General features: G+C 48.8%; 16 protein-coding genes. 11 read left to right on the top strand and 5 right to left on the bottom strand.

Annotated elements, in window-relative coordinates:
- Positions 1 to 13: 13 nt before the first annotated feature.
- Positions 14 to 430 carry a M67 family metallopeptidase gene (locus BUB59_RS06495; RefSeq protein WP_073227335.1) on the bottom strand — a complete coding sequence of 139 codons (417 nt, stop codon included), beginning with the start codon at positions 428 to 430 and terminating at the stop codon, positions 14 to 16.
- A gap of 285 nt (positions 431 to 715) precedes the next feature.
- Between BUB59_RS06495 and BUB59_RS06490 the strand changes: the two genes are divergently transcribed.
- The 6 genes from BUB59_RS06490 to BUB59_RS06465 are packed head-to-tail and all read left to right on the top strand — an operon-like array spanning position 716 to position 3,884.
- On the top strand, positions 716 to 1,576 hold the full coding sequence (locus tag BUB59_RS06490; RefSeq protein ID WP_073227332.1) for a 4Fe-4S binding protein: 861 nt from the start codon (positions 716 to 718) through the stop codon (positions 1,574 to 1,576).
- The gene (locus tag BUB59_RS06485) at positions 1,569 to 1,820 is read left to right on the top strand and encodes a sulfurtransferase TusA family protein (protein WP_073227329.1); all 252 of its coding nucleotides are present in this window, start codon (positions 1,569 to 1,571) and stop codon (positions 1,818 to 1,820) included. Before BUB59_RS06490 ends, BUB59_RS06485 begins: the two co-directional genes overlap by 8 nt.
- Position 1,821: 1 nt before the next feature.
- Positions 1,822 to 2,028, top strand: a complete 207-nt coding sequence (gene thiS / locus BUB59_RS06480) for a sulfur carrier protein ThiS (protein WP_073227326.1) — start codon at positions 1,822 to 1,824, stop codon at positions 2,026 to 2,028.
- A complete protein-coding gene (gene thiF, locus BUB59_RS06475) occupies positions 2,028 to 2,837 on the top strand; it encodes a thiazole biosynthesis adenylyltransferase ThiF (protein WP_073227322.1) in 810 nt (269 codons plus the stop codon). The genes thiS and thiF overlap by 1 nt, the downstream gene beginning before the upstream one ends.
- A gap of 17 nt (positions 2,838 to 2,854) precedes the next feature.
- Positions 2,855 to 3,265 carry a M67 family metallopeptidase gene (locus BUB59_RS06470; protein ID WP_073227314.1) on the top strand — a complete coding sequence of 137 codons (411 nt, stop codon included), beginning with the start codon at positions 2,855 to 2,857 and terminating at the stop codon, positions 3,263 to 3,265.
- A 25-nt stretch (positions 3,266 to 3,290) separates the two neighbouring features.
- Positions 3,291 to 3,884: a LysE family transporter gene (locus tag BUB59_RS06465; protein ID WP_073227311.1), complete on the top strand. Its 594-nt coding sequence runs from the start codon at positions 3,291 to 3,293 to the stop codon at positions 3,882 to 3,884.
- Positions 3,885 to 3,889: 5 nt separating this feature from the next.
- On the opposite strand, the gene BUB59_RS15480 is transcribed toward BUB59_RS06465, so the two are convergent.
- Positions 3,890 to 5,734 carry an Ig-like domain-containing protein gene (locus tag BUB59_RS15480; RefSeq protein WP_234979975.1) on the bottom strand — a complete coding sequence of 615 codons (1,845 nt, stop codon included), beginning with the start codon at positions 5,732 to 5,734 and terminating at the stop codon, positions 3,890 to 3,892.
- Between the two features lie 123 nt (positions 5,735 to 5,857).
- Entirely contained in the window at positions 5,858 to 7,447 is a 1,590-nt protein-coding gene (locus BUB59_RS06455) for a pectate lyase family protein (RefSeq protein ID WP_073227307.1), read from the bottom strand.
- A 229-nt stretch (positions 7,448 to 7,676) separates the two neighbouring features.
- Between BUB59_RS06455 and BUB59_RS06450 the strand changes: the two genes are divergently transcribed.
- A complete protein-coding gene (locus BUB59_RS06450) occupies positions 7,677 to 10,556 on the top strand; it encodes a hypothetical protein (protein ID WP_073227304.1) in 2,880 nt (959 codons plus the stop codon).
- Positions 10,557 to 10,589: 33 nt separating this feature from the next.
- Here the strand turns inward: BUB59_RS06450 and BUB59_RS06445 are convergent, their stop codons facing one another.
- A complete protein-coding gene (locus BUB59_RS06445) occupies positions 10,590 to 11,417 on the bottom strand; it encodes a tyrosine-protein phosphatase (RefSeq protein WP_073227301.1) in 828 nt (275 codons plus the stop codon).
- A gap of 59 nt (positions 11,418 to 11,476) precedes the next feature.
- Positions 11,477 to 12,931 (bottom strand): MocR-like pyridoxine biosynthesis transcription factor PdxR, encoded by a 1,455-nt coding sequence (locus BUB59_RS06440; protein WP_073227298.1) that lies wholly within the window; start codon positions 12,929 to 12,931, stop codon positions 11,477 to 11,479.
- A gap of 136 nt (positions 12,932 to 13,067) precedes the next feature.
- Here BUB59_RS06440 and pdxS point away from each other — a divergent pair, with 136 nt between their 5' ends.
- The 4 genes from pdxS (at position 13,068) to mnmA (ending at position 16,680) form a co-directional block, all read left to right on the top strand.
- Positions 13,068 to 13,958, top strand: a complete 891-nt coding sequence (gene pdxS, locus BUB59_RS06435; RefSeq protein WP_073227294.1) for a pyridoxal 5'-phosphate synthase lyase subunit PdxS — start codon at positions 13,068 to 13,070, stop codon at positions 13,956 to 13,958.
- The gene (gene pdxT, locus BUB59_RS06430; RefSeq protein ID WP_073227291.1) at positions 13,958 to 14,572 is read left to right on the top strand and encodes a pyridoxal 5'-phosphate synthase glutaminase subunit PdxT; all 615 of its coding nucleotides are present in this window, start codon (positions 13,958 to 13,960) and stop codon (positions 14,570 to 14,572) included. The genes pdxS and pdxT overlap by 1 nt, the downstream gene beginning before the upstream one ends.
- Positions 14,573 to 14,776: 204 nt before the next feature.
- Entirely contained in the window at positions 14,777 to 15,529 is a 753-nt protein-coding gene (locus BUB59_RS06425; RefSeq protein ID WP_073227287.1) for a tRNA threonylcarbamoyladenosine dehydratase, read from the top strand.
- A 38-nt stretch (positions 15,530 to 15,567) separates the two neighbouring features.
- Positions 15,568 to 16,680: a tRNA 2-thiouridine(34) synthase MnmA gene (gene mnmA / locus BUB59_RS06420; protein WP_143160261.1), complete on the top strand. Its 1,113-nt coding sequence runs from the start codon at positions 15,568 to 15,570 to the stop codon at positions 16,678 to 16,680.
- Position 16,681 lies beyond the last annotated feature (1 nt).

Here is a 16,681-nt window from a genome sequence, read left to right as displayed (position 1 = left end):
TAACTCCGTACATTTAAAAAGTGGTTTCAAAGGCGTGGGTTTCCGCCGGATCCTTTACATAGCATCTCGTATCCTTAACGCAACCCTTAATTACAGATAAAATAATGTATGCTAAACCTGGCACCATATTTTCTGCATCATCATCTGAGGGAATTGCTTTGCAATCGGGGTGAGAGTGATAAAATCCGACAATTTCTAGTCCATTATCATCCAGTTCCTGCTCTACTTTATAGAGGGTCAGGGGATCAATCTCGAATTGGCTTGCTTTTAAGTCTCCTTTCGTTTCATTCAGGGCTTCTCGAATTTCAAGAACCTTTATGACGTTTTCATCTTTCGTGCCGATCAGAAATCCGCAGCATTCGCTTGGATAGACACTCTCCGCAACAAGATTGATTTGCTCTGAAATTTCTTCTTTGATGTCAATTTCCATAACAAAAATCTTGCTCCTTTTTTACGGGGCAAAAGATAGATTGGCGTTTTTTGTTTGTCCAATACTATGTTTTTATACTCGGTTATCACTATTTCCTATAACAATGGTAGGAATTTATTATTTCTTCTATTACGTACAAATTAGCTTATTAAAAGGGACTCTTTTTCTATAGGAAATTTCTATAAAACGCCATACTTATTTAGTATTGGACAAGTTGAAAAAGCGGTTTTATATTTGGCGTCGACTTAAGAAAGAACACAACCTTTTACACAAGGAGACGATTTTATGGCAGACCTCGCGACCCTCAAGAAAGGCGGATTTATGCGCCAGAAGCAGAAGAATAACTTCTCTCTGCGCGTACGTGTTGTTGGTGGAAATTTGACTGCAAAGCAGTTGGCTCGCATTGCAGAAGTATCTGAAAAGTTTGGCCAGGGTTATGCTCACTTGACTTCCCGTCAGAGCGTTGAAATTCCGTTCATCAAGCTGGATGATGTTGATACCGTTCTTGCAGAACTTGCTGCAGGTGACGTTCATCCGGGCGTTTGCGGTCCTCGCGTACGTACAATTACTGCTTGCCAGGGCTCCGAAGTTTGCCCCAGTGGCTGTATCGATACTTACGGTTTGGCTCAGAAGATTGACGAACGTTATTTCGGTCGTGAACTTCCCCATAAGTTCAAGTTCGGTATTACCGGCTGTCAGAATAACTGCTTGAAGTCCGAAGAAAACGACGTGGGTATCAAGGGCGCAATTCGCGTGAAGTGGATCGAAGATTCCTGCATCGGTTGCGGTCTTTGCGCAAAGTCCTGCCGTCACGGCGCTATCCATATGGAAAATAAGAAGGTGGTCTTTGACGCTGATAAGTGTACTTATTGCGGTCGTTGCTATAAGGCTTGCCCCAAGGATTCCTGGGAACACGAACACGGTTATTCCGTTTCCTTCGGTGGCCTTTTCGGCAACACCATCAACAAGGGCGAAACCATTATCCCCTTCATTGAAGACGAAAAGAAGCTCTTTGCAGTTTGCGACGCTGCAATCAATTTCTTTGCAGAACACGCAAAACCCAGCGAACGTTTCAAGTTCGTAATTGACCGTATCGGTCGCGAAGACTTTAAACTGAAGATTTTGGAGGCATACAAGAATGGCTAAGGAAGATTTTAAGATTGATGACGAAATTGATATCACTGACGTTGTGTGCCCCACGACTTTTGTGAAGGCAAAGGTTGCCCTGGAAGAACTTGACGAAGGTCAGATTCTCGCAGTGCGCATGAACGATGGTGAACCGGTGCAGAATGTGCCTCGCAGCATTAAGGACGAAGGCCACGAAATTCTGGACTTGATTGATAACGAAGACAAAACCTATACCCTGATTGTTAAAAAGGTAGGTGACTAATATGATTCTTACCATTGCAGGAAACAAGAAAGAATATAATGACGGCCTTACCGTCGCTCAGCTGATCGAAGCAGAAAAGGTTGAAACTCCGCTTTACGTGACTGTTTCTCTGAACGACGAATTCATCAAGAATGCTGACTTCGATACTACCGTCCTTAAGGATGGCGACTCCGTTGAATTCCTCTACTTCATGGGCGGTGGCTGCTAATGGCTTTTACTAACGAACAACTTGAACGCTATTCTCGCCACATTATCCTGAAGGAAGTGGGCGCAAAGGGGCAGAAGAAACTTCTGAACGCAAAGGTGCTGGTGATCGGTGCTGGCGGCCTTGGCGCTCCTGTGGCTATGTATCTTGCTGCCGCTGGCGTGGGTACTATCGGTATCGCTGACGCCGACGTGGTGGATCTTTCCAATCTGCAGCGTCAGATTATTCACGCCACTAAGGATGTGGGCAAGCCCAAGGTTCAGTCTGCTAAGGAAACTATGCAGGAAATGAACCCGGATGTAAACGTCATTACCTATCACACCTTCGTGACTAGCGATAACATCATGGACCTGATTAAGGACTACGATTTTATCATCGACGGTACTGACAATTTCCCTGCCAAGTTCCTGATCAACGATGCTTGCGTCATGGCAAAGAAGCCTTTCTCCCATGCAGGTATTATCCGCTTCCAGGGCCAGCTCATGACTTATGTGCCGGGCCAGGGTCCTTGCTACCGCTGCGTCTTTAAGGAACCCCCTCCGAAGGATGCTGTGCCGACCTGTAAGCAGGCTGGCGTGATCGGCGCTATGGGCGGTGTAATCGGTAGCCTCCAGGCTATGGAAGCTGTGAAGTACATTCTGGGTACTGGCAACCTGTTGACCGGTTACTTGCTGACCTACAATGCGCTGACCATGGAATTCCGCAAGGTGAAGCTGCCTTCTCATACCGAGAACTGCGCTGTTTGCGGTGAACATCCCACCATTACTCAGCTCATTGACTACGAACAGGCTGTCTGCGACATGAAGCACTAATTTCCCTTGGAGGTGAAATGATTACTTTGCCCAACGCTGAATATGAGAAAGTTCTGGAACACGCCCGTAAGAATCTGCCCGAAGAAGCATGCGGACTGATTGCCGGACGTATCGAAGGTAATGACAAGCATATCGAAAAGGTTTACTTGCTTACCAATATCGATCATTCCAATGAACATTTCTCCTTGGATCCTAAGGAACACTTGGGTGCAATCAAGGATATGCGCGCAAACGGTCTTACTCCTCTGGGAAACTGGCATTCTCATCCGGAAACACCATCTCGCCCCTCTGACGAAGATAAGCGCCTTGCTTACGACAGCAAGGCAAGCTATCTGATTCTTTCCTTGATGGATCGCGAGAATCCGGTGTTCCGTTCCTTCCATGTGGAAGGTGATGTTGCAACAGACGAAGGTCTGACTATTATTTAAAAAGTTGGCTTTTTCCAGGACGTAAATGCCTGTAGAAATTATTCCATCCTTTTTATTGTACTGCCTGGTCTCGGGGATTACCCCGGGACCTGCAAATTTAAGTAGCCTTGCCACCGCTGTACGCCGCGGCAGGTCTCCTGCCATTCGCCAATGGTATGGCATTCTTGTGGGCTATACTATTGTGATGTTGTGTTCAGGATTGCTTGCCTTTTTTGTGGGACAGGCCTTGAACGAACATGTTGCAAAGCTTTCTTTCGTGGGTGCGGCCTACATTCTTTGGCTAGCCTATAAGATGCTCCGTGAATCCTGTGACGATGCGGTAGAATCCCGGCCTTTCAAGGGTTTTGTTTCGGGGCTGTTCATTCAGCTTACTAACGTAAAGATTATGATCTTTGGCATTACGGCCCAGACCACCTTTATGCTGCCTTATAATCGCAGCATTGTGGCGGTAATGTTGTTTTCCTTGGCCCTTTCTGTTACGGGGCCCAGCTGCAATATGGTGTGGCTTTTGACAGGCGTTAAGCTCCGCGACATTTTCTCCAAATACCAGAAGCCCATCGGCATTGCCATGGCCATTTCTCTGGTGGCGTGCGCTGTTAGTATTTTGACTATTGGGTAAGGCTTTTACTTGATTACCACGACACTCTTGTAATGTCCTTGAGGGAGGCTCCACTTGTTTAGATTCAGGTGGGTGTATCCTGCGGGGACATTGCCTGCAAATTTTGCAACTAGCTTTCCTGTGATGTCAAAGACGGCGATTCTTGCAAAGCCCGCGCGGGCTGCGTAAAGGTAGCCACTGTTGAAATCGTAGGAGGAGGGTGTGCTAAAGTTTGCGTTGTATGCGATTGCGTCGGTACTTTCGCTAGAAGAAGATTCCGGTGCGACTTGGCTGGACGATGATTCTGCAACAGTCTCTGATGAAGAAGAACTTGCCGGCACGTCTTGCACTTCTTCGCCTTTCAGCACTAGAACTTCTACGCGGCCTGTATATTCTGTGCCGTCGGTTCCCTTGACGGTGTACTGGAATGCGGTAAGCCCCTTGAAATTCTTGGCAGGAGTGTAAGTGACCTTGCTGCCGTTAACGCTGACGGTTCCTTCGTCCAAAGCCTTCACGGTATAAGTGGGGGACACGTCCTGGAATCCCGAGGTGATTTTTTTCAGATCGTAGGTCACTGCCTTGTTCTGTGTTGCGGTCAAATGCATGGCGCCAAGCCAGTTGAAATACTTTTCGATGTACAGGTAGCCATCGCTAGCTTTGGTGGTGGCGTCATCCTTTGAGAGATTGTAGCCCATGGCTTCTTCGAAGTAATCGGGAATGCCGTCCTTGTCGGAATCCTTGGGAGCTTCGCCTGCCAATACTTCGCCCCAGCCGTCATTTTTGGAAAGCTTCATGTCGCTTACGGCTTTTACTAATCCACCTGCTTTCCCTAAGGTGCTTGCCTGGTACCAAATGAGGGAATCGATGTCGTCGTAAGGCAATACGCCGCTTTGAGAGTTGACGTAACGCCAGGCGGTAGCTGCGCTGTAAATAGGATTCTTGGTGGTTTCTTCGCTCCAGGGCTTGCTCAAAACTTCGCCTTCACCCTGGTAATAGTAGATGTTAGAAGCTCCGCCATTCAAAACGCCGTCGCGGTTGGAGTCAATCATGTTTCCGCTGGCGTAAATGCTCTGGTTCTTATCCACCTGGAACCATTCGTTCTTACCTGTTGGGCCGTAAACGAAATAGTTGTTCACGATATCATGATTAAAGTGGGTGCTGGTATGAGTGGTGTAGCCCGCTTCGAAATTGTAGTGGACGTTGTTTACGAAAACGTCATTAATTTTGTCCAGCGGGTTTCTGTTGTGGGTGTTGATGAAGGCGTTGTAATACCAAGCCCAGGTTCCATCCACCGATTCAATGTGTGCGCCGAACTGCTGGCCGATGGGGTTTGCCACAAGGGTATTCTGCACGGTAACGCCGGTAATGCGATAGCTAGCGTTATCCGAAGATCCTCCGAAATTATTCCAAGGAGCAAGTTCAATGGAACAGTGGTCCACGATAATGTTCTTGGAATCGTAAAGGTTCAGTGCGTCATCTTTTTCCGAGGCTGTGTTTTCGCCGGGGCGGATTCGCAGGTAACGAATAATGATGTTAGATTGTTTGCCTGTAGAAACCTTTCCGCCGTGAATGGCTATGCCTTCGCCGGGAGCTGTCTGCCCTGCGATGGTAATGTTGCTCTTGACGGAAACTGCGGATTTAATATTGATGATGCCGCCAACGTCAAATACCACGATTCTGTTGGACGCACTGACTGCGTCGCGGAAAGATCCTGTACCGGAATCGTTCAGATTGGTAACGTGATAGACGGTGCCGCCGCGGCCGCCTGTAACATTGGCTCCAAAACCTAGTGCTTCAGGAAATGCAAGCGGTTCTGCCATTGCAAAACTGCACAGACCTGCGCAAAATACAGAAAGAAAAGACTTTCTCATAATCCCATGCATCCTTTTTTTATCCCAATCTTAAAGATATACTCAAATAACTCAAAATGAAATGCCCGGATTGTCGTTAGCGTAGTCTATAGACAACTCCGGGCTTAATAACCCCATGAATTTTTACAAGTTGTGGGGGCCGGCTTGCTTTTTCACGATGTTAGGCACGTCTGCGGCCTTGTCCGTGGTGTATTCGTAAGGGGCCTTGTCCAGCTTGGCGGGGTCTTCAAGTAATGTGTACGGATCCGTGGTGATGTAACGTTCGCCGTAAATCTTGCCGCCATTATTTGCTTCGATGGGTGTGGTACTGCTGTTGCTGCTGGTCTTTACGTTATCGTAGACGTTGTTTTTCGTGTTGACATAAGCGTACACATTGTACATGAAGATGACGGGGTTGTTCACCTTATAGAAGTAATTATTCTCGATGAGGGCGGATCCGTAAGAGCCTACGCCCACGCAATAGAGATTGTCAGAAGCGGTGTAGTAGTTGTTGTAAACGTGGGCGTTGCCGTACATGACGCGGGGCATTCTTTCGTTTACAAGAGTTCCGAACCAGCAATGATGATAGGTGACTTTCAATGTGTTGAAGTCTTCTGGATGGTTGCTGGCGCCGCTGCCAATAAGAGCGTTCAGACGGTGAGGGTGATTGGGGTCTGTGTACCAGAAGTGAACATAGCTAACGGTCACATAGCTTGCCTGGGTGGTAATGTCCAGGTTGCCGTCTTCGGCGTCCCAGATGTTTACGTGATGGATCCACACGTTGGTGGCTCCGTGGCTAACGGCGATACCGTCGCTAGGACCGGGATTGGGGTAGGTCCCCTGAATGTTGATGTTGTAGATGATTACGTTCTTCTTGCCGTTTACAACGAGGCCGCCGTAAATAGTGGCGGAACTGTCTGCCCCCATAATGGTGGTGTTGCTGTAGATGGGTAAACCGTAGCCGTCGCCGTCGGTAGTCTTGATGGTGCCTTTGACAATTACAACTTTAGGATCGTCTGTCTGGATGGCTGCCTTGAACTGTGCGTATGTGGTGACGGTGACCGTGTCACCCCCGGCACCGCCTGTGGTGCCGCCGTTAAGACTGGCGTAACCATCGGCGATGAGCGCGGGCTTTGTTTCCTTAGAAGGTTCTGCGGGAATGGTGTCTAGCTTGATGTTCAATTCTTGAGTGTTGCTGGACAATGCAATTTTCTGGGTGATGTGTCCGGCTGCTTCTACTTGCAGGGTGTCGAAAATTTCAGCGGATTCCTTTTTCAAACTGCGAGTGGATTTTGCGGACAACTGAACGCTTGCGCCGAAATTGCGGGTGTAATAAATGTTTGTATTTCGGGTAAAAAGATTGCCAGAAATTTGACGTCCGTTGAGGCTGAAAAATTTGGGATTTTCTAAGCCATTTTTATAAGAATACTGATTGTTTAGGGATGTTCTGATCGCCGATGTGGATGTGTCGACTGCGGTTGACGTGTCTGTCTTGGCTGTGTCTATAACACTAGCGCTTGAATCTGCGGGGTCAAAATCAAGGCTTTGCAAAAGGAAAGTGCCGTCTGCATCGGTGGTGTCGGCTACATGGTGCTGGAGTAATGTGGCGATGGCCCCTTGAATGGGCTTGTTGTCTTTAGCGGATTTTACGGTGCCGTGGATGTCGTAGTTTGTGGCGGCGAAGAGGCCGGCTGCCGTACATCCCAAAACGAAGATGATTTTTTTGAAATCCATAATCCAATCCTTTTATCCAAACATTTTTCGGTACTCAAACCGTTTGATGTCCAAAATTTAAGCGAAAAATCCCGTTTTTCACATATCCTCCATAAATCCTTGTAGTCTATGGACAACGTAGTCTGCGGACAACTCTTTGTGTCTGTGAGGGGTGCGATAAAGCCCCTATCGGAGATATCTTTATGGATGAAAGGTTCGTTTGGTGAAGAATCGTTCAAAGGAATGAGATATGTATGGTTTGGAAAGTCAGTATAAAAAGGTTCAGTTGGCGGTTGCCGCTTTGGCTTGCGGGGCGATTTCCGCTTTTGCCGCATCGCCTACAATTAAAGTGGATTTTGACCAGAGCGGTCGAAGCAGCGCCGAAGTTTCTGAAGCGAATTATGTGCCTTGGGTGGTAACGGGTGTTTCTTCCAAGGATACCACTTTAAGTGGCGTCAAGATTACTGTGGCAAAGGGCAGCGCTGGTTCTGCACTTAAAACTAACTGGTACAAGGTTTCTGTACAGTCGCCTAACTATGCAAAGCTGGTTGGCGATGGCATTATAGTGGATGGTGGCAATTCCGGTGGCGAAATCAGTTTGACTTTCTCCGGCTTGTCCGCAGGAACTCACTCTCTTCTCGCATACTTGAACAATGTGGATGCCCCGGAAGCTTACACCTACAGCGATGTAGATGTCTATGCAAATGGCACCAAGGTCACCACGGTAAAGCCTTCTAATCGTGCCCTTTCTACAGAGGCTGCGACTACAGCTTATGTGACCTTCACGGTGGGCAGCGCAGGTACTGCTACGGTGAAGTTCGTGCCCAGCACATCTTCTGCAACTTTCCGCAATGTGACTCTGAACGGCTTCGCCTTGAATGTGGCAAACTCCGCCGCGCAGGCATCTAGCCCTTCTCCCTCTGATTTGGATGATCATGCCGCACACGATAACGGCAACTTGACTCTCTCCTGGACGGCCGCCAGCAATGCCAAGAAACATCAGGTTTATTTGGGCACGGATTCCGCATCCGTTCTTTCTGCAACGTCTAAGAGCGCAGAATACAAGGGCGAACAGACTGCAACAACTTACAACCTGAAGGATGCCTACGCTCTTTCTAGCTACTACTGGCGCGTTGACGAAGTGGACGCCAATGGTACTGTAACCAAGGGTGATGTGTGGAAATTCCGTATTGGCCGTCTGGCTTTTGCTGATGCTGAAGGCTACGGCCGTACAGCTGTTGGTGGCCGCGGCGGCAAGGTGGTGTATGTGACCAACCTGAATGATGACGGTGCAGGCTCTTTCCGTGAGGCATGTACTGCAGATATTGGCCCTCGTACAATCGTGTTTAAGGTGTCTGGCGTTATTACGTTAAAATCAAAGTTGTTCTGCAATAATCCTTATACCACAATTGCGGGCCAGACGGCTCCCGGCAAGGGCATTACCTTCAAGGGATACCCCATTGGTTTTACCGGCCATGATCTTGTGGCTCGATTCCTGCGTTTGCGTTTGGGTTACGGACCTACCAACGATGGCATGGGCCTAACCGGCGGTGACCACAGCATTCTTGATCATGCAAGTATCAGCTGGACTATCGATGAATCCTTCAGCAGCCGCGGTGGTAAGAATTTGACTTTGCAACGCGCCCTGATTTCTGAAGCATTGAACATCGCCGACCATCAGAATTATCCTACTGGTACAGGCCATGGATACGCTGCAACTATCGGCGGTGACATTGGCAGCTTCCACCACAACTTGCTGGCCCATAATGCTGGCCGTAACTGGAGTATGGGCGGTGGCCTTGACGGCAATGGCTATTACGCAGGTCGCCTTGACATTTTCAACAACGTTGTCTATAACTGGTATTCCCGCGTTACAGATGGCGGCGCTCACGAAGTGAACTTCGTCGGCAATTACTATAAGATTGGTCCTGCAACAAAGCTTACGGATATTACCCTCAGCGCAGATTTGGAAGGCACGGGTAAAGGCTCTCAGGCTTATTACTATCACAACAATATTCTTCAGGCAAAGAATGGTTCTTTCACCTGCGATGGTACCAACGATAACTGCGGTCGTCGCTACACATTGAGCAATGGCCAGACCCTAGATTGGGACGTTTGGAATTCTAAGCCCTTCTTCGCTTCTTACGCAAATATCCAGAGTGCAAAGGCCGCCTATAAGGATGTGCTTAGCGATGTGGGCCAGCGCATGCCTGTGCTGGATGATCATGACGCTCGCGTGATTAATGAAGTAAAGACCGGTACCTACAAGTATACAGGTTCCGTGGGCAATCTGCCGGGAATTCCTGACCGCGAATCTGATGTGGGCGGCTACGAGAATTATCCTTCTACCAGCTGGGCGGATGATTACGATTCTGACTTGGATGGCCTTCCGGATTGGTGGGAGAATATGTACGGCTACAACGCAAAATCCAAGAGCGGTGACTTTAGCGACGCTAACAAGGATCGTCTTGGCGACGGCTGGACGGAACTGGAACGCTATTTGGAATGGATGGCCCGTGCCCACTTTACTTTTGAAAAGGGCGAAACCCAGACCATCGATCTTTCTCAGTTTACCAAGGGCTACGACAACGGAACCTACAGCGTTTCTAACGTTCCCAGCGGCGTCACTGCAACTGTAAGCGGCTCCAAGCTGACTGTAAAGCTGTCCGACAACTTTGCTGGCGCAGGCTACATCACCTTTACTATGAAGGACAATGCTGGAGATTCCTTCAGCCGCATGATCGGCGTGACTCAGGGCCTTGCCGTCACAACATCTTCTCAGGTCACTGAGCCCGCCGAAGTGTCTTCAAGTTCTTCTGAGGAAGTAAACGATAATCCTGAACCGGAAACTCCCGCGGGCTTTGTTCAGCATCCCTCCGTAGGAAACTTCCGCATTTCCATCCAGAACAATATGGTACATTTAGCGGGCATTCCGCAAAACGCGACTATTACGGTTACAGATCTTAGCGGCAAACACTTGATGACTCAGAAATCCGTTGTTTCTGCTAGCGGAAACGCCATGGTAAATCTTGAATCTTTCGGCAATGGCGTTTATCTGGTGAATGTTCGCGGAATGAACAATGGCCGAATGATGAACAAGACTGCGAAAGTGAACCGCACGGATCGATAATTTTCTACAAAACGAGACTAAAACGGCGTCACGTTACTGCAGGTAGTAAGCCTGCAGTTTTTTTATTCTGTCTTCTGTAAGGTTTAACTTCAGCTCCAGATATTTTTGAATGGAACCGAAGTTGCCCTTGATGAAGTCCAGAGCCTTCTTTAGGTAATCGGGATTCACACCCAGAATTGCCTTGATAACGCCTTGGTGCTTTTCGGAAAGGTTGTGGGCTGCTGCAAGTTTCAACCCTGCGTCAATCATGGACTGGTAAGATTCATTGGACTTTTTGAAGTCTTCCATAATGGAGGCTTCGTCAACGCCCAGGGCTGCCAGGATAAAGGCTGCAGCGAGGCCTGCGCGGTCCTTTCCCTGAGAACAGTGCCAAAGGATGGTTCCGCCCTGAGTTTTCAGGATTTCCTCAAACATTCGTGCATATTCATTCTGCGGATGTTCTCTGGCCACTAGGCCCAAGTAGGCGTTTTCCATCATACCGTCAAAGATTCCGCTCTTGACCACTTCGATCATCTTTGCGGCTACTTCCGGGCTGAAGGTGTTGGGGCTCATGACTTTCACCATGTTGAGGCCTACTTCCGCCTTGCTGGAGCCGTCTGATTTTTGGGGAAGAGTGCCGAGAACGTTGAACCAGATGTTTTCTGCGCCGGGAATCTGTACGTCCAGGGCGCTGTTGCGCTCGGTTTCTGTACGCAGATCGCAAACCAATTTCAGGTTCTTTCCTTGAAGTTGCTGGATGTCTTTTTCGGTGGCTTTGGATAAGTTTGCGGAACGAAAAAGCAAATCGCTTTTAATGGTCCTTCCGTCCATGGTCTTGATGCCGCCAAGGTCTCGCAGGTTTGCAACGCCTTCAAGTTTCATACATATTCCTCCAGGTAAGTCCAATGTATAAAAATTATGGAATGGTTGAGCGGGCGGATTTAGGAAACCGCTACTTCGTACAGAATGCTCAGGGCCTTGCTTAATATCTTTTCAGAAAGTCCTGAATAGTTGATGATAAACTGATGCTCGCTGGGGGTGGCTTCGGTGTAGTAATCCGAAAGGGCTCCGATGCGGACGCCTTTTTCTTCGGCCCGCTTGCAGAACTCTTCGTCGGTAAGGGTTGTCTGCACTTCCATAATAAAGTGGAGGCCGGCGTTCTCTTCGTGGATTTCTACCAGCTTGCCTAACTTGCTTTTGCTAATGGCTTGGAGCAGTACGTCGCGGCGGCTGCGGTAGGCATTGCGCATGCGATTGATGTGCTTTTCGAAGGATCCTTCGTCAATGAATCTTGAAAGGGTCAGCTGTTCCAGAGTAGATATGGTGCAGGCATAAAATGAAAATTCATCGCGAAACCTTTTCGCCAGCGGTTTGGGCAGAACCATGTAGCTGAAGCGGGCAGAAGACGTAAGTGTCTTGGAGAAGGTGTTGATGTAAATAACCTTGTCCATAACGTCGATGTTCTTCATGGCGGGAATGGGACTGCCCACCATGCGGAATTCGCTGTCGTAGTCATCTTCTACAATAAAGCGGTTGCTGGATTTTGACGCCCAGCTTAAAAGTTCGTAACGGCGACTTACGGGAGTCACGATTCCTGTGGGGAAATGGTGTGAGGGAGAAATGTGGATCACGTCGGTGCAGGTTTCTTCCAGCTGGTCTACGATGACGCCGCTTTCATCCATGGGGATGAAATTGCAGACCACATTCATCTTGCGATAGATTTTAGAGATGTTGCTGTAGCCTGGATCTTCTACGCCGTACTTTTTGTCAAATCCTAAAAGCTGCACAATCAAGCCGTACAAGTATTCTGTTCCCGCGCCCATAATAATCTGGTCTGGATCCACGTTCATATTGCGGAATTCGCGGAGCAGTTTTGCGATGGACTTGCGGACCGCCAAGGTGCCACCATAAGGAGGTCGAACTAGAAGTTCGTTCTGATTTTCGCAGAGAACCTTGCGGGTGATTTTTGCCCAGGTGGAAAAGGGGAAAGATTCCGGATTGGCTTGGTTGTTGATGAAGTCTGCCAGATATTTTTTCGGAGCGCGGCGCGGTTCTTGATTGAAGGCGTCGGGCGTGCTTTTTTGAGCTTCTCGGGATTGTTTTTGACTTGCGATATTGTTTAGGCCTGCGTTTGCGCCAGGAACCTTGCTAGTGTCGATGGCAGATACGAAAAATCCCATGCGAGGCTTGGTGTAGATAAACCCCTCAGTCAAAAGCTGGGCGTAGGCGTTTTCCACTGTAATGACACTGACCCCAAGCTGGGTAGCGAAAGGGCGCTTGGAAGGGAGCTTTTCATCGGCGGGAAGAGCTCCCGACAGGATATCCTTCTTGATGCACTTGTAGATGAAGTGGTAGAGGGAATCGGAATCCGCTAGCTTGATGTCGTAACTGAGCATAATCTGACCTTATTCTGGACTTATTAAAATAATAGAAAATTGAACATTTTAAATAGTCAGCTGAATACCTAATTTACACACCGAAAACGAGATCCCCGCCTACGCGGGGATGACAATCAAGAAAAGGAGCATCAAAATGTCTGAACAGAATTACATTGCTGAACGTTACGAATTGAACAAGAATCTTGCCCAGATGCTGAAGGGCGGCGTGATTATGGACGTGACCACTCCGGAACAGGCAAAGATTGCAGAAGCTGCCGGTGCTTGCGCCGTCATGGCTTTGGAACGCATTCCTGCTGACATCCGTGCCGCTGGTGGCGTAAGCCGCATGAGCGACCCCAAGATGATCAAGGGCATCCAGGACGCAGTTTCTATCCCGGTCATGGCCAAGTGCCGTATCGGTCACTTTGCCGAAGCCCAGATTCTTCAGGCTATTGAAATTGACTACATCGACGAAAGTGAAGTTCTTTCTCCTGCAGATGATATCTACCACATTAATAAGCGTGACTTCAAGGTTCCTTTTGTTTGCGGTGCCAAGGATTTGGGCGAAGCCCTCCGCCGCATTGAAGAAGGTGCTTCCATGATCCGTACCAAGGGCGAACCGGGTACTGGTGACGTGGTGCAGGCTGTTCGCCACATGCGCTTGATGCAACAGGAAATCGCTCGCCTCACTAGCATGCGTGAAGACGAACTGTACAACCGCGCCAAGGAACTCCAGGTTTCTTACGCTCTGGTTCGTTACGTCCATGACAATGGCAAGCTGCCTGTGGTGAACTTTGCTGCCGGTGGCGTGGCAACGCCTGCCGACGCAGCTCTCATGATGCAACTGGGTGCCGAAGGCGTGTTCGTAGGTTCCGGTATCTTCAAGTCCGGCAATCCTGAAAAGCGCGCTCAGGCAATCGTAAAGGCTGTAACCAACTACACCGACGCAAAGCTCATTGCTGAACTTTCCGAAGACCTTGGCGAAGCCATGGTGGGTATTAACGAACAGGAAATCGCCCTGCTCATGGCTGAAAGAGGTAAGTAATGAACAAACCTGTAATTGGCGTTCTCGCCGTACAGGGTGCATTCATTGAACACCGACAGATTCTGGCAAAGCTTGGCGTCGAGACTTTCGAGATTCGACAGAAGGCCGACTTGCTGAATAATCCGTTGGATGGACTTATTCTCCCTGGTGGCGAAAGTACGGTGCAAGGAAAACTCCTGAGGGAACTGGATCTTTTTGACTTGCTGTTGGAAAAGATTCAGAAAGGCCTTCCGGTATTTGGAACTTGCGCGGGCTTGATTCTCCTGGCGTCCCGATTGAGCAACGATGGCAACACCTATTTTGGTACTTTGCCAGTGACGGTGCAACGCAACGCTTACGGAAGACAGCTTGGTAGTTTCTTTACTGAACAGCCCTTCCGCGGGGTCAATAACTCCGTGGTGGATCAACCCGAAACGGTTCCTATGACTTTCATTCGTGCGCCCCTGATCGAAAGCGCTGGTGAAGGTGTGGATGTTCTTGCTCAGAATTCTGAAACCAAGCAGATTTATGCTGTCCGTTACAAGAATCAGCTAGGCGTGTCCTTCCATCCGGAACTCAATGATGATACCCGTATTCATCAATATTTCGTGGACATTTGCCTAGGCAAAAAGTGAATCAGCTCTTTGTTATAGCGAAAACTTATGATTGACTTTAGGAAAATAGTATAATCAGAACCCCTTGAAAGGGACGGGTGGATTCCTATATTATCCTATAGAAATTGTAGGAAATCTTGTTGCGTTTCATTAGAGATCCGTACAAACCGGGAGCTCCTGGGGAATCGAAATCCACCTGGGAGCTCCTTTTTTTATTTTTGAACCATGTCTGCAAATCCAGCTATTTTTAATCGTACTATCCGTCTCGTGGGTAACGAAACCATGGATGTTATTTCCTCCAAACGCGTCATTATTTTTGGCGTGGGGGGAGTGGGTAGCTGGTGTGCCGAAAGTCTAGTTCGCTCCGGTATAAAATACTTGACTATCGTAGATTCCGATGTGGTGAATGTGACCAACGTGAATCGACAGCTGATGGCCACAACGAAGACGGTGGGCCAAGTGAAAGTAGATGTTTTGAAGCAACGATTGCTGGAGATAAATCCGGATGCGGAAATTGAAGCCCGCGCAGAGCTGTATTCAGAACAAACTAGCGCTAGTTTCCATCTGGGTAATTATGACTATATCATCGACGCCATCGACAGTCTTGACCCCAAGATGAATTTGCTGATGAATGCATCCCGCACCAAGGCCAAGGTTTTCGCCTCCATGGGCGCAGCACTTAAAATAGACCCCACAAAAATCAAGGTTGCGGAATTTTGGGATGCAAAGGGTTGCCCGCTGGCCCGCGCTCTTCGTGACAAGTTCAAGAAAAAGCAGCTGCGCCCCGCCAAGAAAATCAAGGTGGTGTACAGCGAAGAACTGCTGGTGAATAAGGGCCCTGTAGCGAACGACGATGGAAGCCCTGCAGAATTTCGCAAGGTGGCCTACAACGGAACCATGGCCCACGCCGTAGCCATTTTCGGGTTTACTATTGCGGGCTTGGTAATGAAAGACATTTACGACAAGGCCCAACAATAGGGCTTTTAGATCTGCAGGAAAATTCCTATATTTTAGGTATGAATATGGATTCTTCTAAGAAGCGTGTGGCCGTTGGCCTTTCTGGTGGTGTTGATTCCGCTCTTGCTGCATATCTCTTGAAACAGCAAGGTTACGAAGTCATTGGCGTTACTATGGCCACCTGGGATGGCTCCATCAAGAACATGCCCCATGTGGAAGGTCGCGAAGGCTGCTTTGGCCCTGGTGAAGACGAGAATATCGCCCAGGCAAAGACCGTTGCAGAACGTCTCGGCATCCCGCACTACACTGTCAGCGTTTCCGAAGAATACAAGCGCCAGGTTCTGGATTATTTCCGTGCCGAATATCGTGCCGGCCGCACTCCCAATCCTTGCGTCCGTTGCAATCAGAATATCAAGTTTGGCGCCCTCCATTCCGCAACCCGCCGCATGGGTGTGGACTTTGATTATTTTGCCACCGGTCATTACGCCCGCGTGGAATTTACGGATCCCAAGAAGCCTTTCCTTTACGCTGCTCTGGATGATTCCAAGGACCAGACCTACTTCCTTTCTCGCCTGAGTGCGGAACAATTGTCTACGGTGATCTTCCCTTTGGGCGGAATGAAAAAGACCGATGTGAAGGCCTTGGCTGCAGAAATCGGCTGGGTGGATTTTGCCACCAAGAAGGAAAGCCAGGATTTTTTGGAATGCGGTGACTACACGGTTCTCTTTGATGAGTCGGATAACGTTCCCGGTGACTTTGTGGACATGAACGGCAAGGTTCTGGGTAAGCACAAGGGCATTATTCATTACACCATCGGCCAGCGCAAGGGCCTGAACATTGGCGGTCTGCCAGAACCTTACTTTGTTGTAAGTATTGACGTCAAGAAGAACCAGGTGATTCTTGGGCCCCGTAGCGTTATGAGCTGCGTGGATGTTTCTGCCACGGATTTGAACCTGATGGTGGACGAGGATTCCCCGCTGCTGAAGGAACCCTTGACAGCTCACATTCGCTTAGGCCACAAGGGCGCTACCGCGCACATTACTGAATTGGATGTGTCCGCAGGTAAGATCAGCGTGCATTTTGACGAACCTCAGTTTGCTTCTGCTCCGGGACAGATTCTGGTTCTGTACGCCGGCCAGGGCATTGTGGCATCGGGTATTATTACGAAATAAA

The sequence above is a fragment of the Fibrobacter sp. UWEL genome, from assembly GCF_900142535.1.
Classification (GTDB): Bacteria; Fibrobacterota; Fibrobacteria; order Fibrobacterales; family Fibrobacteraceae; genus Fibrobacter.
This window is presented reverse-complemented; position numbering and strand designations above follow the sequence as displayed.

What these genes read in the sequence shown, in the direction of transcription:
- BUB59_RS06495 (WP_073227335.1), bottom strand. Translation starts at nt 430, where the DNA reads ATGGAAATTGACATCAAAGAAGAAATTTCAGAGCAAATCAATCTTGTT.
- BUB59_RS06490 (WP_073227332.1), top strand. Translation starts at nt 716, where the DNA reads ATGGCAGACCTCGCGACCCTCAAGAAAGGCGGATTTATGCGCCAGAAG.
- BUB59_RS06485 (WP_073227329.1), top strand. Translation starts at nt 1,569, where the DNA reads ATGGCTAAGGAAGATTTTAAGATTGATGACGAAATTGATATCACTGAC.
- thiS (WP_073227326.1), top strand. Translation starts at nt 1,822, where the DNA reads ATGATTCTTACCATTGCAGGAAACAAGAAAGAATATAATGACGGCCTT.
- thiF (WP_073227322.1), top strand. Translation starts at nt 2,028, where the DNA reads ATGGCTTTTACTAACGAACAACTTGAACGCTATTCTCGCCACATTATC.
- BUB59_RS06470 (WP_073227314.1), top strand. Translation starts at nt 2,855, where the DNA reads ATGATTACTTTGCCCAACGCTGAATATGAGAAAGTTCTGGAACACGCC.
- BUB59_RS06465 (WP_073227311.1), top strand. Translation starts at nt 3,291, where the DNA reads ATGCCTGTAGAAATTATTCCATCCTTTTTATTGTACTGCCTGGTCTCG.
- BUB59_RS15480 (WP_234979975.1), bottom strand. Translation starts at nt 5,734, where the DNA reads ATGAGAAAGTCTTTTCTTTCTGTATTTTGCGCAGGTCTGTGCAGTTTT.
- BUB59_RS06455 (WP_073227307.1), bottom strand. Translation starts at nt 7,447, where the DNA reads ATGGATTTCAAAAAAATCATCTTCGTTTTGGGATGTACGGCAGCCGGC.
- BUB59_RS06450 (WP_073227304.1), top strand. Translation starts at nt 7,677, where the DNA reads ATGTATGGTTTGGAAAGTCAGTATAAAAAGGTTCAGTTGGCGGTTGCC.
- BUB59_RS06445 (WP_073227301.1), bottom strand. Translation starts at nt 11,417, where the DNA reads ATGAAACTTGAAGGCGTTGCAAACCTGCGAGACCTTGGCGGCATCAAG.
- BUB59_RS06440 (WP_073227298.1), bottom strand. Translation starts at nt 12,931, where the DNA reads ATGCTCAGTTACGACATCAAGCTAGCGGATTCCGATTCCCTCTACCAC.
- pdxS (WP_073227294.1), top strand. Translation starts at nt 13,068, where the DNA reads ATGTCTGAACAGAATTACATTGCTGAACGTTACGAATTGAACAAGAAT.
- pdxT (WP_073227291.1), top strand. Translation starts at nt 13,958, where the DNA reads ATGAACAAACCTGTAATTGGCGTTCTCGCCGTACAGGGTGCATTCATT.
- BUB59_RS06425 (WP_073227287.1), top strand. Translation starts at nt 14,777, where the DNA reads ATGTCTGCAAATCCAGCTATTTTTAATCGTACTATCCGTCTCGTGGGT.
- mnmA (WP_143160261.1), top strand. Translation starts at nt 15,568, where the DNA reads ATGAATATGGATTCTTCTAAGAAGCGTGTGGCCGTTGGCCTTTCTGGT.